General features: G+C 73.8%; 18 protein-coding genes and 1 pseudogene. 9 read left to right on the forward strand and 10 right to left on the reverse strand.

Annotated elements, in window-relative coordinates; translation table 11 throughout:
• A pseudogene (locus tag UW392_RS22030) lies at positions 1–259 on the reverse strand (hypothetical protein); the annotation flags it as partial.
• Positions 260–666: 407 nt separating this feature from the next.
• On the opposite strand from UW392_RS22030, the gene UW392_RS22035 reads away from it, so the two are divergent.
• Both UW392_RS22035 and UW392_RS22040 read left to right on the forward strand, forming a co-directional pair.
• Entirely contained in the window at positions 667–840 is a 174-nt protein-coding gene (locus tag UW392_RS22035) for a hypothetical protein (RefSeq protein ID WP_320776792.1), read from the forward strand.
• Positions 841–895: 55 nt separating this feature from the next.
• A complete protein-coding gene (locus tag UW392_RS22040; RefSeq protein ID WP_320776793.1) occupies positions 896–1378 on the forward strand; it encodes a GNAT family N-acetyltransferase in 483 nt (160 codons plus the stop codon).
• A gap of 16 nt (positions 1379–1394) precedes the next feature.
• On the opposite strand, the gene UW392_RS22045 is transcribed toward UW392_RS22040, so the two are convergent.
• From UW392_RS22045 to UW392_RS22060, 4 genes are all read right to left on the reverse strand, one after another.
• Entirely contained in the window at positions 1395–2756 is a 1362-nt protein-coding gene (locus tag UW392_RS22045; RefSeq protein WP_320776794.1) for an MFS transporter, read from the reverse strand.
• Between the two features lie 35 nt (positions 2757–2791).
• Positions 2792–3712 carry an amidohydrolase family protein gene (locus UW392_RS22050; protein ID WP_320776795.1) on the reverse strand — a complete coding sequence of 307 codons (921 nt, stop codon included), beginning with the start codon at positions 3710–3712 and terminating at the stop codon, positions 2792–2794.
• Between the two features lie 282 nt (positions 3713–3994).
• Positions 3995–5020: an amidohydrolase family protein gene (locus tag UW392_RS22055; RefSeq protein ID WP_320776796.1), complete on the reverse strand. Its 1026-nt coding sequence runs from the start codon at positions 5018–5020 to the stop codon at positions 3995–3997.
• A gap of 196 nt (positions 5021–5216) precedes the next feature.
• Complete coding sequence (locus UW392_RS22060) at positions 5217–6587, reverse strand: amidase (RefSeq protein WP_320776797.1); 1371 nt, start codon at positions 6585–6587, stop codon at positions 5217–5219.
• A gap of 248 nt (positions 6588–6835) precedes the next feature.
• Here UW392_RS22060 and UW392_RS22065 point away from each other — a divergent pair, with 248 nt between their 5' ends.
• The 3 genes from UW392_RS22065 to UW392_RS22075 are packed head-to-tail and all read left to right on the forward strand — an operon-like array spanning position 6836 to position 9928.
• Positions 6836–8173, forward strand: coding sequence for an L-fuconate dehydratase (locus UW392_RS22065; RefSeq protein WP_320776798.1), 1338 nt, complete (start codon positions 6836–6838; stop codon positions 8171–8173).
• 31 nt (positions 8174–8204) lie between these two features.
• Positions 8205–8960 carry an SDR family oxidoreductase gene (locus UW392_RS22070; RefSeq protein ID WP_320776799.1) on the forward strand — a complete coding sequence of 252 codons (756 nt, stop codon included), beginning with the start codon at positions 8205–8207 and terminating at the stop codon, positions 8958–8960.
• Entirely contained in the window at positions 8957–9928 is a 972-nt protein-coding gene (locus UW392_RS22075) for an aldo/keto reductase (RefSeq protein WP_320776800.1), read from the forward strand. The genes UW392_RS22070 and UW392_RS22075 overlap by 4 nt, the downstream gene beginning before the upstream one ends.
• Before the next feature lie 20 nt (positions 9929–9948).
• On the opposite strand, the gene UW392_RS22080 is transcribed toward UW392_RS22075, so the two are convergent.
• Entirely contained in the window at positions 9949–11352 is a 1404-nt protein-coding gene (locus UW392_RS22080) for a lipase maturation factor family protein (RefSeq protein ID WP_320776801.1), read from the reverse strand.
• A 166-nt stretch (positions 11353–11518) separates the two neighbouring features.
• Here UW392_RS22080 and UW392_RS22085 point away from each other — a divergent pair, with 166 nt between their 5' ends.
• The 3 genes from UW392_RS22085 to UW392_RS22095 all read left to right on the forward strand — a co-directional run bounded on the left by UW392_RS22085 (position 11519) and on the right by UW392_RS22095 (position 15475).
• The gene (locus UW392_RS22085) at positions 11519–13654 is read left to right on the forward strand and encodes a SpoIIE family protein phosphatase (protein ID WP_320776802.1); all 2136 of its coding nucleotides are present in this window, start codon (positions 11519–11521) and stop codon (positions 13652–13654) included.
• A 40-nt stretch (positions 13655–13694) separates the two neighbouring features.
• Positions 13695–14558, forward strand: coding sequence for an Fpg/Nei family DNA glycosylase (locus tag UW392_RS22090; RefSeq protein WP_320776803.1), 864 nt, complete (start codon positions 13695–13697; stop codon positions 14556–14558).
• 119 nt (positions 14559–14677) lie between these two features.
• Positions 14678–15475, forward strand: coding sequence for a sigma-70 family RNA polymerase sigma factor (locus UW392_RS22095; RefSeq protein ID WP_320776804.1), 798 nt, complete (start codon positions 14678–14680; stop codon positions 15473–15475).
• A gap of 41 nt (positions 15476–15516) precedes the next feature.
• On the opposite strand, the gene UW392_RS22100 is transcribed toward UW392_RS22095, so the two are convergent.
• The 3 genes from UW392_RS22100 to UW392_RS22110 all read right to left on the reverse strand — a co-directional run bounded on the left by UW392_RS22100 (position 15517) and on the right by UW392_RS22110 (position 17573).
• Positions 15517–16167, reverse strand: a complete 651-nt coding sequence (locus UW392_RS22100) for a zf-HC2 domain-containing protein (protein ID WP_320776805.1) — start codon at positions 16165–16167, stop codon at positions 15517–15519.
• 184 nt (positions 16168–16351) lie between these two features.
• Positions 16352–16882, reverse strand: a complete 531-nt coding sequence (locus UW392_RS22105; RefSeq protein WP_320776806.1) for a hypothetical protein — start codon at positions 16880–16882, stop codon at positions 16352–16354.
• A gap of 145 nt (positions 16883–17027) precedes the next feature.
• Positions 17028–17573, reverse strand: a complete 546-nt coding sequence (locus UW392_RS22110) for a sigma-70 family RNA polymerase sigma factor (RefSeq protein WP_320776807.1) — start codon at positions 17571–17573, stop codon at positions 17028–17030.
• A 285-nt stretch (positions 17574–17858) separates the two neighbouring features.
• Between UW392_RS22110 and UW392_RS22115 the strand changes: the two genes are divergently transcribed.
• Positions 17859–19016, forward strand: a complete 1158-nt coding sequence (locus tag UW392_RS22115) for a CapA family protein (protein ID WP_320776808.1) — start codon at positions 17859–17861, stop codon at positions 19014–19016.
• Positions 19017–19034: 18 nt separating this feature from the next.
• Here UW392_RS22115 and UW392_RS22120 read toward each other — a convergent pair whose 3' ends face one another.
• A complete protein-coding gene (locus tag UW392_RS22120; RefSeq protein ID WP_320776809.1) occupies positions 19035–19502 on the reverse strand; it encodes a universal stress protein in 468 nt (155 codons plus the stop codon).
• Positions 19503–19756: the final 254 nt, after the last annotated feature.

Consider the following 19756-nt stretch of genomic DNA (forward strand, 5'->3'; position numbering starts at 1 on the left):
CGCCCGGCGCGTGCCGGCCGGCGACGAGCCGGGCGACCCGGTCGCCGAGCAGCGGCCGGACCGCGTCGGCGGTGCGCTCCGCCCGGCCGGCCGGAGCGCCGGGCCACAGCAGTTCGCCCACCGCGGTCACCAGGCCGGCGACCTGCAACTCCTTGTCCGCGGGGCGGCCGCGGCGCAGCAGCGCGGCGGTCCGCAGCGCGTGGCCGTGCCGGCCGGTGCACAGCAGGTCCATCAGCTCCTCGACGCCGAGCGGTTCCACGCGTCAGTCCTCCCGCGAGACGAGCCCCACGCGCCGCAGCACACCATGACGACCTTGCGGCCAGGCCAACGCCGCCTGAACCGCACCGGCAGACGCTGTAGGCCGAACGGGTGAGTCCCCTCGTGAACGTTATGTGACAAACAGGAGTAAGTCAGGCTCAACTGTGCGCGGGCCGAAGCATGATGATTACCAGGAGTTTGCAGCCCCATAGAGCGGACCTCCGCTCATTTGGTTAATCTGGTGCGGGCGGACAGCAGCACGGGACCTACCCACACCCATCGTCCGTCCCCCGTACCGGCGCCACCGCGTCCGAGATGTTTTCGACCCAGACCCGAGCGGGCGTCAGGTACCGGACAGTGAACCGACCGGAGAGGCCCGAGGGTGACCCGACACATAAGGAGTGCGCGGTGACACCGGAGACCAAGAAGCGCGAGCACCACCCCGAGGAACGCACCGAACGAACGGTCCGCCGGCCCGGCGAGATCGGCAGCCTCGACGTGTGGGCCAGGTCCGCCCCCATCCGCCTCGCGGGCTACGAGGACGACCTCGCCGAGCCCCACATCCTGCCCAGCGTGGACTGACGGCCCGAGCACCCCGCTCGATCGCCCACGGCATGGGCGTGCCAGACTCGCGCCCATGCTGATCAGGGAAGCGACGGCGGAGGACTGGCCGCGCATCTGGCCCTTCTGGCGCCGCGTGGTCGCCGCCGGCGAGACCTACACCTGGGACCCGGCCACCTCCGAGGAGGACGCCCGGCGGCTCTGGACGAACCCCGCCAAGCGTGTCTTCGCCGTCGAGGACGGCACCGGCACGGTCGTCGCCTCCGCGTACCTCACGCCCAACTACGGCGGCCCCGCCGCGCGCATCGCCAACGCGGGCTTCATGGTCGACCCCGACCACGCGGGCCGTGGCATCGGCCGCGCCCTCGCCGTCCACGTCCTGGACGCCGCGCGGGCCGAGGGCTACCGCGGCATGGTGTTCAACGCCGTCGTGGAGACCAACCCGGCGGTCGGTCTCTGGAAGTCCCTCGGCTTCTCCGTGCTCGGCACCGTGCCGGAGGCGTTCGAACACCCCCGGCACGGCCCGGTCGGTCTGCACGTCATGTACCGCGCCCTGTGACGGGCCGCCGCGGTCCTCAGGCGGGCGTCTTCTCCGTGGCGGCGGCCGACGCCGCCGCCTGCCGGGCGGCCCGGGTCCGCGGCCCGAAGACCGCGAGGACGATCGCGCCCACCAGCCAGGAACCGGCGATGAAGTAGAACACGCTCTGGTAGCCCTGGCTGTTGTACAGCGCCGCCACCACCAGCGGGCCGGCGGCGTTCGACAGCCGGCCGAGCCCGTAGGAGACACCGGTGCCGAGCGAGCGGCTGCGGGTGTCGAACAGCTCGGGCGAGTAGGCGTAGCCGAGGGCGGTGTAGCCGCGCTCGAAGAGGTTCACCAGGAAGCCGAAGACGATGATGAGGACCGGGTTGAAGGTGAGCCCGTAGAGGAGACCGCACACCGCGATCACCGAGCCGAAGGCCACCAGGCACCACTTGCGTTCGAACCGGTCGGTGACCAGGGCCGCGAGGTAGGAGCCGAGCGGTGCGCCGACCGTGGTCAGCGCCACGTAGAAGACGGAGTCCTCGATGCTGAAGCCCTCCTTGGCCAGCAGCGTCGGCGCCCAGCTGGAGTAGCCGAAGAAGCCGATGGTCTGGGTCACCCAGACGACCGTGAGCAGCAGGGTCGGCATCAGGTACTTGCGCTGGAGGAGCAGCTTGAGCGGCGCCTTGGTGACCGGGGCCTCCTCCACCGGCGGGGCCGGCTCGGGCAGCGGGCCCTTCTCGGCGGCGACCATGGCCTCGATCTCGCCGAGGACCCGCTCCGCCTCCTCGTGCTTGCCCCGGCTCTCCAGCCAGCGCGGCGACTCCTTCAGGTGCCGGGTGAACAGCACCAGGAGCATGCCGAGCGAGCCCCACAGGAAGACCAGCCGCCAGGACCAGTCGCTGAGCGGGACGACGGCGCTGGCGATCAGGCTGGTGACGGGGGTGCCGCAGATGCCGATGACGATGGCGTACGCCTGGTAACGGCCGCGGACCGCCGCCGGGTACATCTCACTGACGTAGATGACCGCGACGACCGTCATCGCCGACAGGCCCGCCGACGTCAGGACGCGGAAGACACCGAGGGAGACGAGGTCCCAGGCGAAGACCGAGAGGAAGGAGAAGAGGCCGAAGAAGACCGTCGTCTGCATCAGGGCGCGTTTTCGGCCCCAGCGGTCGGCGAGGTTGGAGGCGACGACCGAGCCGATGAACATGCCGACGAACGACAGGGAGGTCACGTAGGCGACCTGGTCGACCGTCACGCCCCACAGCTTGACGAGCTTCGGCGCGGTGACGGAGAAGCTGTTGATGTCGGCGAACTCGAAGAAGTACGCGAACGACACCGCCAGCAGGGTCATCTTGTGGAACCGGGAGACCGGCAGCCTGTCCAGCCGGTTGAGAGCGTTGACGCGGTGCATGCGGGTTGCCCTTGCGGTAAGAGGGGAGTGGGTGCTCAGACGGTCTCTTCGGGCCAGTACAGGCGCATCGGATTGGCGACGAGCAGCTTGTGCCGCTGCTCGGCCGTGGGGGCGATGTGCGGAATGTGGTCGACCAGCAGTCCGTCGTCGGGCATGTGGTCCTTGAGGTTGGGGTGCGGCCAGTCGGTGCCCCACAGCACGCGGTCCGGGAACTCCTCGACCGTGCGGCGGCCGAAGGGCACGACGTCGGTGTAGGCGTGGCGTTCGCCGTCCAGCGCGGCCGGGCCGGTGACGGTGAGCCGCTCCGGGCAGGTCACCTTGACCCACACGTCGCCCGCCTCGACGAACCGCAGGAAGCGGGAGAACTCCGGTCCGTCCACCGGCTTCGTCACGTCCGGCCGGCCCATGTGGTCGATGACCAGCGGCGCCGGCAGCGAGGCGAAGAAGTCCTCCAGATCGGGCAGGTCGGCCGCCTCGAAGTACAGGACGATGTGCCAGCCCAGCGGGGCGATCCTCGCGGCGATGACCCGCAGGTCGTCCTCGGGCGCGGTGTCGACCAGCCGCCGCACGAAGTTGAACCGCACGCCCCGCACCCCGGCCTCGTCGAGGCGCCGCAGCTCCTCGTCGGTGACGTCGGGGCGGACGGTGGCGATGCCGCGGGCCAGGCCGCCGGAGGAGCGGACCGCGTCCACCATCGCCGAGTTGTCCGCGCCGTGGCAGGTGGCCTGCACGATGACGTTCCGGGAGACCCCGAGGCGGTCGCGGAGCGCGAACAGGTCGTCCTTGCCGCCGTCGCAGGGCGTGTACTTGCGCTCCGGCGCGAACGGGAACGCGGCCTGCGGTCCGAAGACGTGGCAGTGCGCGTCGACGGCGCCGTCCGGCAGGCGGAACTCGGGCTTCGACGGATCGGCGTACCAGTCGAGCCAGCCGGGGGTCTTGGGGGCGAGGGCGGACATATCGGGCGTTCCTTTCACGAGCTGTCCCGGGGCCGGGGTCCGGTGCGGGGTGCTCGGTGCGAAGCTCGCGGGCCGGACCTGAGGTCGGCGGGAGCGTTCGGGTGGGGCGGGTGCCGGTCGCGGAGGCGGGCGGCCGCGGGGCCGCGGGGCGACCTGGGCACCGGCCCCGGGCGACGACGGCCGGGGAGGGAACGGGGGGAACGGGGACGGGGGAGGGAAAGGGCAGGTGGGGGGTGGGGTGGGGGTGGGGGTGGTGTGACCGTACCCCCGCCCCCGGGGGGATCAGCGGCCCTGGCTCTTCAGCAGGGCGTCGAGTCGGGGGTAGACGGCGCGCGCGTTGTGTTCCTGGATCGCCGACAGGTGCTCGGCGGGCAGCTTCGCGGCCTCGACGTAGCGCCGGGTGTCGTCGAAGTGGAAGCCGCTGCACGGGTCGATGTCGCGGACCGCGCCGATCATCTCCGAGGCGAAGAGGATGTTCTTCGGCGGGACGACCTCAAGGAGCAGGTCGATGCCCGGCTGGTGGTAGACGCAGGTGTCGAAGAAGACGTTGTCCAGCAGGTGCTCCTCCGGCTCCGGCCTGCCGAGCGCCATCGCCAGACCGCGGAACCGGCCCCAGTGGTAGGGCACCGCGCCGCCGCCGTGCGGGATGACCAGCTTCAGGGTGGGGAAGTCCTTGAACAGGTCGCCCTGGAGCAGCTGCATGAACGCCGTGGTGTCGGCGTTGAGGTAGTGCGCGCCGGTGGTGTGGAAGGCGGGGTTCACGCTGGTGGAGACGTGCACCATCGCGGGGATGCCGTACTCCGTCATCTTCTCGTAGACCGGGTACCACGAGCGGTCGGTGAGCGGGGGAGCGGTCCAGCGGCCGCCCGAGGGGTCCGGGTTGAGGTTCAGCGCGACGGCGCCGTACTCCTCCACGCAGCGCACCAGCTCCGGGACGCAGGTGGCGGGGTCGACGCCCGGCGACTGCGGGAGCATGGCCGCCATGGCGAACCGCTCCGGGTAGAGGCGGCTGACCCGGTGGCACAGCTCGTTGCAGATCGACGCCCACTCGGCCGAGGTCTCGAACCCGCCGATGTGGTGGGCCATGAAGGAGGCCCGCGGCGAGAAGACCGTCAGGTCGATGCCGCGCTCGTCCATCAGCCTCAGCTGGTTGGACTCGATCGTCTCGCGCAGCTCGTCGTCGCCGATGACCAGGTCGGCGCGGGACGGTGCGGACGCCGGGTCCTGAACTCCGGCGATCTGCCGGTCCCGCCAGGCCGCCAGCGCCGGTGGAGCGGTGGTGTAGTGGCCGTGGCAATCGATGATCATGGCTGTTCCTGACTGCTGTGAGGGGTCGCCCCTGAGAGTGCGGTGAGGCGCGGGACCAGGTTCAACGTAACGGCCGACGAAATTGTTGACAATATGTTCCGGGAAAGTTTCCCGACGGGTCGCGGGCGGCCCGCGGACCGGTTCGGCCCTGCTGTGGGGCGGCTGCCGGGTGGCTTCCGGGCAGGGCGGGGCCGGTTCAGCGGGGTGGAGCCGGTGACGCGACCAGACGTCCCGCCGGTGCGGTACGGGGCCACGGACGCAGCCGCTCCAGTTGCCCGGCCAGGTCGAGCAGCAGCGCCTCCGACCCCGGCGGACCGACCAGCTGCACGGCCGCGGGCGCGCCCGAGGGCAGCGAACCGAACGGCACCGACATCGCGGGCAGCCCCGTCAGGTTCCACGGCGGCGTGAACGGCGAGAAGGCGGAGTCGGCCGCCAGGTTCCGCAGCCAGCCCCGCTCGTGCCACGGCTCCGCCCGGGGCGGACGCCGGGCCAGCGCCGGGGTGAGCAGCACGTCGTGACCGTCGAAGAACGGGTCGAGGCGGTACCGCAGCCGCTCCCGGGCCCGCCCGCCGCGTACCACGCCCGTCAGCGCCCGGCCGACCGCCGCGTGCACCCGCGTACGCCGCGCCAGCCGCCGCCGGTCCAGCCCGCGCGCGTCCGCGGCCGTGCCCGCCGTCCAGTGCGCCAGCGCGGTCAGCGTCAGGGACGCCGGGTAGGGCGGCTCCGCGCGCCGCACCTGGTGGCCCGCGCGCATCAGGACGCCGGCCGCCTCCCGCGCGGCGGCCGCGTACGGGGCGGCGACCGGGACCCCGGCTACGGGGCTGCGCAGCGAGAGCGCCACCCGGCGGCTGCCCGGGGCCCCGCGCGGCGGATCGCCGCCCGCCAGCACGGAGAGCGCCAGGCGCACGTCCTCGACCGTCGTCGCCAGCGGCCCGTTCTCCGCCAGGCCGAACCAGTCGCCGTCACCGATACCGGCCGGCACCACCCCGCGCCCCGGCTTGAGCGTGACCAGGCCGCAGGCGGCGGCCGGTATCCGCAGCGAGCCCATGCCGTCGTTGCCGAGCGCCAGCGGCACCATCGCGGCGGCCACCGCGGCGGCGCTCCCGCCCGACGAGCCGCCCGCCGAGCGCGCCGGGTCCCACGGATTGCGCGCGGTGCCGTGGACGCCGTCGGTGGTGGCGAAGACGCACAGCTCGGGGACGTTGGTCAGCCCGACGACCACCGCGCCCGCCGCCCGCAGCCGGGCCACGGTCTCGTGGTCGGCCGCCGCCGGGGTGTCCGGGGTGGCGGCGGAGCCGACGCGGCTGGACTCGCCGCGCACCGCGAGGTTGTCCTTGACCGCCACCGGGACCCCCGCCAGCGGCAGCGAGCCGAGGTCGCCGCGGGCGCCCACCTCGTCGGCCTCGGCGAGCGCGGCCCGCGCCCGCACGGTGCGGAACGCGCCGACCCGCCGGTCCAGGCGCTCGATCCGGGCGAGGTGTCCGGCCGCCACCTCCCGGGGCGTGGCCCGCTTCTCCCGTACGGCGGCGGCCAGTTCGGCGGCGGTCCGTCCGGCCCAGTCGCTCACGGCGATTCCTTCCGGTGTGGGGCCACTGGTGCGTACGCACGAGAACTGTGCCCGGACCACCCGGGTGCCGTCGAGGGGCCGGGCACGGATTTCTGTCACACAGGTACGCGTCCACCGGTCCCAGTGGTCCGATGACTTTGCCGTCCGATACGGGACGTACAGGGCATAACCCCAGTTCGAGGGGTGTCCGTACCGTCGAGAGGTCTGATAAATATGCGGGATCTGGTCGCTCACCTCCGAGGAGCCGCGTGCCCGCCACCGACGCCCGCATCACCGCCGTCGACACCTACGACATCCGGTTCCCCACCTCCCGTGAGCTGGACGGCTCCGACGCGATGAACCCGGACCCCGACTACTCGGCCGCCTACGTCGTGCTGCGCACCGACGGCGCGGCGGAGGGCCACGGCTTCGCCTTCACCATCGGGCGTGGCAACGATGTCCAGGTCGCCGCGGTCCACGCGCTGCGCGACCACGTCGTCGGCCGTTCCGTCGACGCGCTGTGCGCCGACCCCGGCACCCTCTACCGCGACCTCACCGGGGACAGCCAACTGCGCTGGCTCGGACCGGAGAAGGGCGTGATGCACATGGCGATCGGCGCGGTCGTCAACGCCGTCTGGGACCTGGCGGCGAAACAGGCCGGTAAGCCGCTGTGGCGGTTCCTCGCCGACGCCGAACCGGAGTGGCTGGTCCGCCAGATCGACTTCCGCTACCTCACCGACGCGCTCACCGCCGACGAGGCCCTGGAGCTTCTGCGCCGGGGCCGCAAGGACGCCGCCGCCCGCGCGGACCACCTGCTGGCCACCGGCTACCCCGCCTACACCACCTCCCCGGGGTGGCTCGGCTACGACGACGCCAAACTCACCCGGCTCGCCGAGCGGGCCGTCGCCGACGGCTTCCGGCAGATCAAGCTCAAGGTCGGCGCCGACCTCGACGACGACATCCGGCGCTGCCGCACCGCCCGCTCCGTGATCGGCCCGGACGTCCGCCTGGCGATCGACGCCAACCAGCGCTGGGACGTGCCCGAGGCGATCCGCTGGACCAACGCGCTGGCCGCGTTCGACGTGTACTGGATCGAGGAACCCACCAGCCCCGACGACGTCCTCGGACACGCGGCGGTGCGCCGGGCCGTCGCGCCGGTGAAGGTCGCCACCGGCGAACACGCCCAGAACCGCATCCTGTTCAAGCAGCTCCTCCAGGCCGGTGCCGTCGACATCGTGCAGATCGACGCGGCCCGGGTCGGCGGCGTCAACGAGAACCTGGCGATCCTGCTCCTCGCCGCCAAGTTCGGCGTGCCGGTCTGCCCGCACGCGGGCGGCGTCGGCCTCTGCGAACTCGTCCAGCACCTCGCGATGTTCGACTACGTCGCCCTGTCCGGTACCACCGAGGACCGGGTCATCGAGTACGTCGACCACCTCCACGACCACTTCCGGGACCCGGTGACGATCCGCGCGGGCCACTACACCGCTCCCACCGCGCCCGGCTTCTCGGCCGAGCTGCGGCCCGAGTCGATCGCCCGCTACACCTACCCCGGCGGCGCCTTCTGGACCGCCGACGCCGAGCGGGCCACCGCCGAGCAGGCGCGATGAACGACAGCGACAAGAGCGAAGGGCAGGCACGTTGAACGACTTCGAAGGGCTCAAGGCCCTGGTGACGGGCGGCGCCTCCGGCATCGGCCGGGCCACCGCCGAACTGCTGGCCGGGCGCGGCGCGGCCGTCGCCGTCCTGGACCGCGACATATCCACCGTGCGCGAACCGCTGCTCGGCCACCGGGCCGACGTCACCGACGACGCCTCCGTGCGCGAGGCCGTCACCGCCGCCGTCGCCGGACTCGGCGGCCTCGACGTCCTCGTCAACAACGCGGGCATCGGCGCGCAGGGCACCGTAGAGGACAACGACGACGCCGAGTGGCACCGCGTCCTGGACGTCAACGTCGTCGGCATGGTCCGCGTGGCCCGCGCCGCGCTGCCGCACCTGCGCGCGTCGGCGCACGCGGCGATCGTCAACACGTCGTCGATCGCGGCGACGGCGGGCCTGCCGCAGCGCGTGCTGTACAGCGCGACCAAGGGCGCCGTGCACTCCCTCACCCTCGCCATGGCCGCCGACCACGTCCGCGAGGGCATCCGCGTCAACTGCGTCAACCCCGGTACGGCGGACACCCCGTGGATCGGCCGGCTGCTGGCCCAGGCCCCCGACCCGGCCGCCGAACGCGCCGCCCTCGACGCCCGCCAGCCCACCGGCCGGCTGGTCACCGCCGACGAGGTGGCAGGCGCCGTCGCCTACCTCGCCAGCCCGCTCTCCGGCGCCACCACCGGCACCGCGCTCGCCGTCGACGGCGGCATGCAGGGCCTGCGGCTGCGCCCGGCGGAGCGGTGACCGCCCTCGGCCGGAGCGCCGTCACCGTCACCGGGCTCGGCTTCGGCTCCGCCACCCTCGGCAACCTCTACACCGAGGTCGGCGAGGAGCAGGCGTACGAGGCCGTCCAGGCCGCCTGGCAGCGGGGCGTCCGCTACTTCGACACCGCCCCGCACTACGGCCTCGGCCTCGCCGAACGGCGCCTCGGCGCGGCCCTGCGCGGCCGCCCCCGCGACGCGTACACCGTCTCCACCAAGGTGGGCCGCAGACTGGAACCGGTCCCGGCGGACGGGGACGACCTCGCCAACGGGTTCGCGGTGCCCGCCACCCACCGCCGGGTGTGGGACTTCGGCGCCGACGGCGTACGCCGCACCCTGGAGGCCAGTCTGGAGCGGCTGGGACTCGACCGGGTGGACATCGTCTACCTGCACGACCCCGACGACCACGCCGAGGAGGCGTTCGGCGAGGGCTACCCGGCGCTGGAGCGGCTGCGCGCCGAGGGAGTGGTCGGAGCGATCGGCGTCGGCATGAACCGGTCCGACCTGCTCGCCCGCTTCGTCCGCGACACCGACGTCGACGTGGTGCTCTGCGCCGGCCGCTACACGCTGCTCGACCAGGGCGCGCTGGAGGACCTGCTCCCGGCCGCCGCCGCACGTGGCACGTCCGTCGTCCTCGGCGGCGTCTTCAACTCCGGCCTGCTGGCGGACCCCCGGCCCGGGGCGTCGTACGACTACACCCGGGCACCGGCCGGACTGCTGGACCGCGCCCTGCGGCTGAAGTCCCTCGCCGAACGGCACGGCACCACCCTGCGCGCCGCGGCCCTGGCCTTCGGCGCCGCCCACCCGGCCGTCGCGGGCGTCCTGGTCGGCGTCCGGTCGGCGGCCGAGGCACACGACTGCGCCGACCGGTTCGCCGAACCGGTGCCCGCCGCGTTCTGGCGGGAGCTGAAGGAGAGGGGACTGCTCCCCGAGGCCGCCCCGGTGCCCTGAGGCGCACGGGCCGCACGGGCTCACGTCAGCCGCGTCGGCGGCAGGTACTCGCGCACGTACGTCCGCTCCCAGCAGGCGCCCGTCTCCCGCAGCTCCCGCCAGGTCGTGTACCGGTAGCGGAAGAGACGGGCGCGGACGTGCCGGGGCGGCGCGTCCGGCGGGAACGGCGAGCGGCGCAGCAGCCGCAGCGTGTCCCGGTCGTTCTCCAGCAGCCGCTCCACGAAGGCGGTGAACCACGGCCCGGCGTACGCGGGCGACAGCGCGGCGAACCACATCATCCAGTCCAGCCGCAGGTGGTACGGCGCGAACTGGCGCGGCCAGCGCCGGGGGTCACCGGGCTTGCCCTTGAACTCGTACTCCCGCCAGTCACCGTCCTCGCGCGGCACCTCGTCCGTGGTGCCCTCGACCACCACCTCGTAGCGGACACGGCTGACGCTGCCGAACGCCCCGTAGGTGTTGACCAGGTGCAGCGGGTCGAAGGAGCGGTTTATCGTCTGGCGCCGGGAGAGCATGTTGCGCACCGGCCGGTGGCTGAGGAACAGCAGCAGCGCGGCCACCGCCAGGACGAGGACCTCGTACCAGAGCGGAGCGCCGGGCACCGGCGGCGGATCGGCGGGGAACCCGATCACGGACAGCGCCAGCACGATCGTCAGCCAGTTCAGCCAGGAGAAGTTCCCCGACAGCACCAGCCACAGCTGGGTGACGGCCATCAGCGCGGCGGCCGCCGTCGCCACCGGCCGCGGGGTGAACAGCAGGAACGGCACCACCAGCTGGGTGACGTGGTTGGCCGCCACCTCCACCCGGTGCAGCGGCCGCGGCAGCCGGTGGAAGAACCAGCTCAGCGGCCCCGGCATCGGCTGGGTCTCGTGGTGGTGGTCCAGGCAGGTGAGCTTCCGCCAGCACGCGTCGCCGCGCATCTTGATCAGCCCCGCCCCGAACTCCACCCGGAACAGCAGCCAGCGCAGCAGGAACAGCACCACGACCGGCGGCGCCACCTCGTCGTTGCCGAGGAGCACGGCGACGAAGCCGGTCTCCAGGAGCAGCGACTCCCAGCCGAAGCCGTACCAGGTCTGGCCGACGTTCACGATCGACAGGTACAGCGCCCAGGGGAGGAGCCACAGTCCCATCGCCGCCCACAGCGGCACCAGCGAGTCCACCCCCGCGAGGAGCGCCGCCGCCACCGCGCACCCGGTCCAGGCACACCCGGCGAAGAGCCGGTCCGAGTAGCGCCAGTGGAACAGGCTGGGCGCCCGCCGGAACGGCACCCGCGCCGTGAACCGGGGCACCGGCAGCATCCCGCGCTCGCCGATCAGCGCCCGGAACTGCAGGGCCGCCGTCAGGAACGCCACCAGGTACACGGCGGCCAGCGCCTTCTGGAAGACCAGCCGGGCGGTCCAGTACTCCGGCGCGACGAACCACTCCACGGCCCTGCCCTCCCTCCTGCGGTGACGCGTCCCACGCCACGGTGCTGGTCCTGTTCCCCGTTCCGGCCGGATCCTCCCGCCCCCGGGCCGCGGACGACCGCGACGGGCCGCCGCCGACGACCGCGACGAGTCGAGGAATCGGACAATTGCTGGCAAGGTGGGGATCATGGCTGATCGGGGAGCGAGCGCCCTGTCCCTCCCGGACGACTGGCCCGCCCACCCGGAACCGGTCCTGGCGCTCAACCGCATGGGCAGCTTCGACTGGGACCTGCGACGCGGCCAGTTCCACATGGACGCCCAGGCCCACGAGATCTTCGACCTGCGCCCGGACGAGTTCGACGGGGACCCGGGGAGCCTCGGCGTGCGCGTCCCGCGGGCGGAGGGCGCCCGCCTGGACGCCCTCGTCGCCCAGGCCATCAAGGACGGCAGCGAGAACTACGGCGCCTACTTCCGCCTCCGCTGCCGCGACGGCCACCTGCGCTGGACCCACACCCAGGGCTACATCCGGCGCGACGACACCGGCCGCCCCTGCCGCATCATCGGCATCGTCCGCGACGCCACCCAGGAGCTGAGCGAGATCGAGACGCGCGGCGAACGGGCGCTGCGCGACGCCGCCCGCCGCCGGCACACCGACGTCGTGGAGGTCGCCACCGCGGCCCTCGCCCACGCCCGGACCGTGGACGACGTCATCGACGTCCTCAAGGACACCGACGGCCTCACCCGGCTGGGCGCCACCAGCCTCGTGATGGGCCTGGTCGAGGCGGGCCGCATCCGGCTCGTCGCCGACGGCCCCGAGAACAGCTTCGTCCCCGGCACCCGCGTCACCCGGATCGACGAGCCCTACCCGATGAGCGAGGTGGTAAGGACCCTCGGCCCCCGGTTCATCGAGTCGCCCGAGGAGTTCGCCGAGCTGTACCCCGTGCTGTGGCCGCACATCACCCACCTCGACATCACCTCGGCGGCCTACCTCCCGCTGATCGCGCAGGCCCGTCCCGTCGGCGCCATCGGACTCCTCTACAGCGACCGGCGCGGCTTCTCCCCCGAGGACCGCGCCGTCCTGATCGCGCTGGGCAGCAGCATCGCGCAGAGCCTGCAACGGGCCATGCTCTACGAGCAGGAGATGGACCTCGCCGCCGGGCTCCAGCAGGCGATGCTGCCGCGCACCATCCCGAGCGTCCCCGGCTGCGACGTCGCCGTCCGCTACCGCGCCGCCACCATCGGCGGCACCCTCGGCCGCGACATCGGCGGCGACTGGTACGACCTGATCCCGCTGCCCGGGGGCACTCCCTCCGGGGGAGGGCGGGTCGGCGCCGTCATCGGCGACGTCCAGGGCCACGACACGCACGCCGCCGCCGTCATGGGCCAGCTCCGCATCGTGCTGCGCGCCTACGCCGCCGAGGGCCACAACCCGGCCACCGTCATGGCCAGGGCCTCCGTCTTCCTCCACGAACTCGACACCGACCGGTTCGCCACCTGTCTGTACGCCGAGGCCGACCTGGCCACCGGCGTCGTACAGGTCGTCCGCGCCGGGCACATCGACCCGCTGGTGCGGGACGCGGACGGCGCCTGCCGCCGGATCCCCGTGGCCGGCGGGCTGCCGCTCGGCCTGTCCGCCGAGTTCGGGCGGCTTGCCTACCCCGTCTCCACCCTCGAACTGGACCCCGGCTGCACCCTGCTGCTCTGCACCGACGGCCTCGTCGAGCAGCCCGGCGCGGACCTCGGCGACGGCGTCCGGGCGCTCGCGGCGACCGTCGCCGCCGGCCCCGAGGACGTCCGCGACCTCGCCGACCTGCTGATCCACGAGGCCGAGGAGCGCGACGGCGAGGACGACGTGGCGCTGCTCCTGCTGCGCCGCCGGGAGCCGGACGCGCCGCGCTCCGGCGGCCGGCTCCAGCAGCACGTGGCCCCCGGCGACCCCGAGGCCCTCGCCGAGGCCCGCCACCTGATCCGCGCCGCGGTCGTCGCCTGGGGCGCCGAGGAACTGGGCGACGAGATCGAGCTGGTCGCCGACGAGCTGATCACCAACGCGCTGACGCACACCGAGGGCGCCGCGGTCGTCACCCTCCGGGTCCTCACCGGCGTCGACCGCCGACTGCGCGTCGAGGTCGAGGACACCTCCAGCGCCCTGCCGCGCCGCCGCGACTCCGGCGAGTCCGCGGTCTCCGGCCGTGGCCTGCTCCTGGTGGAGCTGCTGGCCGACGGCTGGGGAGTGGAGGCACGCGGCGGCGGCAAGTGCGTGTGGTCGGAGTTCCCCGTCCTGCGCCGTGAGGCCCGAGAGGCGCGTGAGGTCCGCGAGGGCTAGCCCGCCTGGTGCTGTCGGTGGTGGGTGGCACCCTGGACACATGCCCGAACTGCCCGAGGTCGAGGCGCTCAGGGAGTTCCTGACCGAGCACCTCACCGGCCACGAGATCGTCCGCACCCTGCCCGTGGCGATCAGCGTCCTGAAGACCTACGACCCGCCGCTCACGGCTCTTGAGGGCCGTACCGTCGCCGCGGTGCACCGGTACGGCAAGTTCCTCGACGTGGCGACCGAGGGCGGCCCGCGCCTGGTGACCCACCTGGCCAGGGCCGGCTGGCTGCACTGGAAGGACCGCCTCCCCGACGGCGTGCCCCGCCCCGGCAAGGGGCCCCTCGCGCTGCGCGTCGCCCTGGAGACCGGCGCGGGCTTCGACCTGACGGAGGCGGGCACGCAGAAGCGCCTCGCGGTGTACGTCGTACGCGACCCGGCGGAGGTGCCCGGCGTGGCCCGGCTCGGCCCCGACCCGCTCGCCGACGACTTCGACGAGGCCCGCCTGGCCGCCCTTCTCGACGGCGAGCGGCGGCAGCTCAAGGGGGCCCTGCGCGACCAGAGCCTGATCGCGGGCGTGGGCAACGCCTACAGCGACGAGATCCTGCACGCCGCCAGGATGTCCCCGTTCAAGCTGGCCGCGTCGCTCACCCCGGACGAGACGGCCCGGCTGTACACGGCCCTGCGCGACACCCTCACCGAGGCCGTCGACCGCTCCCGGGGCGTGGCGGCGGGCCGCCTCAAGGCCGAGAAGAAGAGCGGCCTGAGGGTGCACGGCCGTACGGGTGAGCCCTGTCCGGTGTGCGGCGACACCGTCCGGGAGGTCTCCTTCAGCGACTCCTCGCTCCAGTACTGCCCGACCTGCCAGACGGGCGGCAAGCCACTGGCGGACCGGCGGCTGTCCCGGCTGCTGAAGTGAGCGGACGGTACGGTATGTGCGAAATAAAGGACGAAAGTCCTGAATAGGGGCAGGGGGGGCGGGCAGACCGGTCAAGGCCGCAGACAGCGTGACCGAGCCCACAGCGAGGAACCCCCAGCATGCCGACCGACGTCGCCGCCCCGGACACCGTCACCGCCGCCCTCGCCCGCTTCGCCGCGCTGGACGAGGGCCCAGCGAAGGAGCGGCTCCAGGAGGAGCTGATGCGCGCGTGGCTGCCGCTGGCCCACCGGCTGGCCGCCCGCTACCGGGACCGCGGCGAGGCGGCCGAGGACCTGCGCCAGGTCGCCGCCCTCGGGCTGCTCACCGCGCTCCGCCGCTACGACCCCGGGCGCGGGCCGTTCGAACCCTTCGCCGTCCCCGCCGTCCGGGGCGAGCTGCGCCGCCACTTCCGCGACCGCAATCAGGACCTGCGCGTGCCGCGCCGGGTCCAGGAGCTGCGCAACACCGTCCGCGCCGCCTACGTCGAACTCGCCCTCAGGCCCGGCGGCCCCCGCCCCGCCGTCGCCGACCTCGCCCGGCACACCGGGCTCGCCGCGGCGGACGTACGCGAGGGCATGGCCGCCCTGGAGAGCTACCGCGCCCTGTCCCCGGGCGCCCCCGGCCGGGAGGGTGCCGCCGACGGTGACACGCCGGGCCTCGACGGTGACACGCCGGGCCTCGTCGCCGCCCTCGGCCAGCCCGACGCGGCCTTCCGGCTCGTCGTCGACCGGGAGAGCGTCAAGGAGGCGGTGCGGCGGCTGCCCCCGCGTGAGCGCGCCATCCTCTACCTGCGCTTCTTCGAGGACTGGCCGCAGAGCCGGATCGCGCGGCAGATGGGCATCTCCCCGATGCGCGTCTCCCGGCTGCTGGGCCGGACCTGCGCCCGGATACGCCGGGAGACGCTCGGCGCGCGGTGAGGGGCGCCCGGCGCCCGGACGCGCCCGGCACGCCGTGCGGGTCATCCGGCGTCCAGCGCCACCAGCTTCTCGCCGCCGGCGGTCCGGACCTCGTAGCGGGCGATCTCGTGCGGGTGCAGGGCCGCGCCGCCCCGCACGGTGTTCGGCCGGGCGTCGTGCCGGGGCACGCTCCAGCTGGTGACGGTCGTCTCCGAGCCGTCCCGGCCGACGGCGACGAGCCGGCAGGCGCGCGGGCCCGCCGCGTCCTTGACCTCGATCTCCACGCCGCTGCCCCAGGGCCGGTTCTCGGCCGTCACGCGGGCCCAAACGCCCGAGCGCTCGTCGGTGGCCGCGACCCGCACCGCCCCGTCGCCGCGCGCCGCGAGGAGTGCGGCGCCGGGTGCGGCGGCGACGCACACGGCTGCCGCCACCGCCGCGCACCACAGCCTGCGCCGCGCGGCCCGGTGCCGTGCCGTCACCTCGGCCAGGAGCCGGTCGAGGAACCGGGGACCGGGCCCCGCCATCGGGTGCACGGCCCGCGGCGTGGCCGTGCGGTAGAGCATCAACTGCCGGGCGGCCGGACGGAATCCGGCCACCGCGGCCGCGCAGTGCGCGCACCCCGTGAGGTGGTCCTCGAAGCGGAACGCGTCCGCCTCGTCGAGCACGCCGAGCGCGTAGGCGCCCGCGTCACGGTGGCTCTCCAGGGACCTCATCGCCGCATCCTCGTGCCGTCGGGTGGGAGGCGTCTCCTCCTCCCACCCGTACGCACCGCGCCGCCGAAAGACTCACACCGCGACCCAATCGCAACCTGATGATTCGGAGCCCTCCGCGCCGCGGATGGGTCCCCGCCGGAGAACAGTTCGAACAACCGCGTCGGAGGCGGGCGCGGGCGGGCGTTCAGAACAGGTGGATGGCGAGGTGGCCGAGGGGCAGACCCAGCTGCCAGGCCGGTGTCCACACCTTCGGGCCCTCGTCCTCACCGGTCCCCGGGGCACCGCCCGGCACCGCGTTCAGGTCCGGTGCGAGCAGCTCCGTCTCCTGGAGCCAGCGCCACGCCTCCCGGGCGAGTACGAGGTCCGCGGGGGTCCGCCCGGCCGGGCCCGCGGCCTGAGTCAGACACGCGCGGACCCACTCCTGCCACGGCTGGTCGTACGCGGTCAGGGACAGCCAGGTCTCCAGCCGGGACACGACCTGGACGCCGCACAGGTCGCCGTCGGTGTCGGACAGGAAGACGGTCAGCGCCAGGGCGTAGCGGCCCGCGCGGAACTCGAAGGACGTCGGCGGCATCAGATCGCCGGTGCGCAGCAACTCGTCGGCGACGTACTCGGCGTACAACCACGCCATGGGGACGGTCAGTTCGCCTCCGTCCCCGCGCGAGCCGCTTCCGTCGTCACCGTCGTCCGCGCTCTCGTGACCTCTGTGCAGCATCCCTTCCTGCCTTCCTCCGGTGCGTGTGCCTCGCCCCACCCGGACCCTGCCGAGGGCCCCGTCCGGAACACGGATGAGGACAGCCGATTACTCAACCGGGGTCCACGGCAAGGCGCTTTACGGAGGCTTGACCGAGGGGTCGGTTTCACCGCAGGTCGGCGGCGTACCCCGGCAGCACCCGACGCAGGGCGCGCAGCGCGTAGAACGCGCGGGACTTCACGGTACCGGCCGGTATGCCCAGGGTCGCCGCCGCTTCCGCCACGCTCGCCCCCTGGAAGTACACGAGCACCAGGACTTCACGGTGCTCCGGTGTGAGAGTCTTCACGGCCTCGCGGACGTCGAGCGCGGCGGCGGCCCGCTCGGCGTGGTCGGCGCAGGAGGGCGCGTTCTCCAGGGCGGCGTCGCCGACCTCGGCGGGCCGCGCCTGCCGGGCCCGGCGCGCGTCGATCGCCAGCCGCCGGGCCACGGTGAGCAGCCAGGGCCGTACGGAGGCGAAGTCGCCGGCGCGCAGCGCCTCGGGGTGCTGCCAGGCGCGGACGAGGGTCTCCTGCAACAGGTCCTCGGCGCGCTGCCGGTCGCCGTCGCACAGCCGCAGCAGCAGCCCGAACAGCGGCCGGCCGTGCTCCCGCTGCAGCGCGACGAGCTCGTGCTCGGCGGTCGTCCCGTGGGTGAGGGTGATTCCGGCCGTCATGGCCGTATGGCATCGCAGGGGGCCGTCCGCGGACAGGGGAGGCGCACGGGTGTGCGGCGGACGGTCGATCGCGTTCGACGAACGGTGCGACGAACGGTCGTCCACGGTCCGCGAGCGGTCCGTGGGTGGTCCGTGAGTGGTCCGCGAGCGGTCCGGCCGTGCCGGTCGATGCGGGCCGGACGGCCTAAAGGGCGTGTCGGAGCCGTCCGCCGAAGGCCGGGACTCCTTACCTGTTTGTGTGTAAATCTGATTTTTGATCCGTCCTGAGCACACCGGGGTGAACGGATGATCACACGCAGCCGACAGGTGGCCCTGGCCCTGACCGCCGTCCTCACCGCGGGGGCGGCCTGCCAGGCCCACGACGACGAGCCGCCGGGCCGCCACGCCCCGCCGGCCGCCCGGGAGCGGGACACCGGCGGCTTCACGCTCGTCGCCTCCGGCGACGTGCTGCCGCACGACTCGGTCATCGAACGGGCCCGCTTCGACGCGGGCGGCGCCGGACACGACTTCCGCCCGATACTGGCCGGGATCGCCCCCGTCGTCTCCCGGGCCGACCTCGCCCTGTGCCACATGGAGACCGTGTACGGCGCGGACGGCGACTACTCCGGGTACCCGCTCTTCAAGTCCCCGCCCGAGATCGCCGCCGGACTCGCGGCCACCGGATACGACGGTTGCTCCACCGCCTCCGACCACACCCTCGACGACGGCGCGGACGGTGTCCGCCGCACCCTGGACGCCCTGGACCGGGCCGGGGTCCGGCACGCTGGGTCCGCCCGCACCGAACAGGAGGCGCGCACCGTCACGGTGATGCGCGCGGGCGGGGCCCGGGTCGCCCACCTCGCCTACACCTACGACACCGACGGGCACCCGCTGCCCGACGGACAGCCCTGGGCGGTGAACATCACCGACGAGCGGCGCGTCGTCGCCGACGCCGCCGCGGCGCGGAAGGCCGGCGCCGACGTGGTCGTGGTGTCCCTGCACTGGGGCACCGAGTGGCAGGAGGCACCGGACGACCGGCAACTGGAGCTGGCCCGGACCCTCACCGCCGCCCGCACGGGCGGACGCCCCGCGATCGACCTGATCCTCGGCACCCACGCGCACGTCCCGCAGGCGTACGAGAAGGTCAACGGCACGTGGGTGGTCTACGGGACGGGCGACCAGGTCGCCGGGGAGATGGCCGACGGCGAGGGGGCGGCCGACCCGCGCGGCAACCAGTCGACGCTCGGCCGCTTCACCTTCGCCCCGCCCGCCCGGCCCGGCGGCCGCTGGGAGGTCACGAAGGCGGAGTTCGTCCCGCAGCTCTTCGACGTCGACGCGGGCCGGGTGATCGACCTCAACCGGGCCCTCGCCGGGGGCGCGGAGGTCACCGCGGTGCGCGACCGCATCCGGTCGGTGGTGCTCGCGCGGGGCGCGGCGAAGGACGGGCTGGTGATGGGGGAGTAGCGGGCGGGGGTGGGGCGGCTACGGCACCACCGTCACCGGCCACCGCCCCGCCTTCACCAGGCGTACCGCCACCGAGCCCACTATCCGGTGCCCCGCCTGCTCGGACGCCCCGACCACCACCGCGTCCGCCTTCAGGTCGTCGGCCGCCTTGCGCAGGCCGGTGAACGGGTCGCCGCGGAACGTGTGGAACTCCCAGCGCACCTCGAAGATCCCCTTGACCTGCTCGGTCGCCTCCCGGATGTGGGCCACCAGGTCCTCGGCGATCTCGTCGGTGGTCTCCGCGACCGGCGCCCCCAGCGACGCCCCCGCCGCCAGCATCGGCTGGACGTACACGACGGCCAGCAGCGCGTGCTGCCGCCGGGCCAGGCCGCCGGCGTAGGCCGCCGCGCGCAGCGAGGAGTCGGAGCCGTCCACGCCGACCAGGACGACCTTCGGTCCGTCCGTGCCGCGCTCGAAGCGATGGGGGGAGTGCTGCTGTTCCGTCACGCGGCGAGGCTATCGGACGCGTCGGCACACCCCCGGAGCTGGGCCGGGCGGGTGGATTCGTGCGGCCGCACCGGTGCCGCACTGGTGGGTCGGTCCGCGACCGGGCGACTGATGAGTCCATGAAGACGGATCAGTTGCTCACGCGACGCGGGGCGTTGTTCGCCGCGGCCGCCGCCGTGGGGGCGGCCGGCACCGCCGGGGTGATCGGGGCGGTCTCGGGGCAGGCGCCGGTCCGGCCGGCCGCCCCCGCTCCG

This window comes from Streptomyces sp. CRN 30, assembly GCF_034105845.1.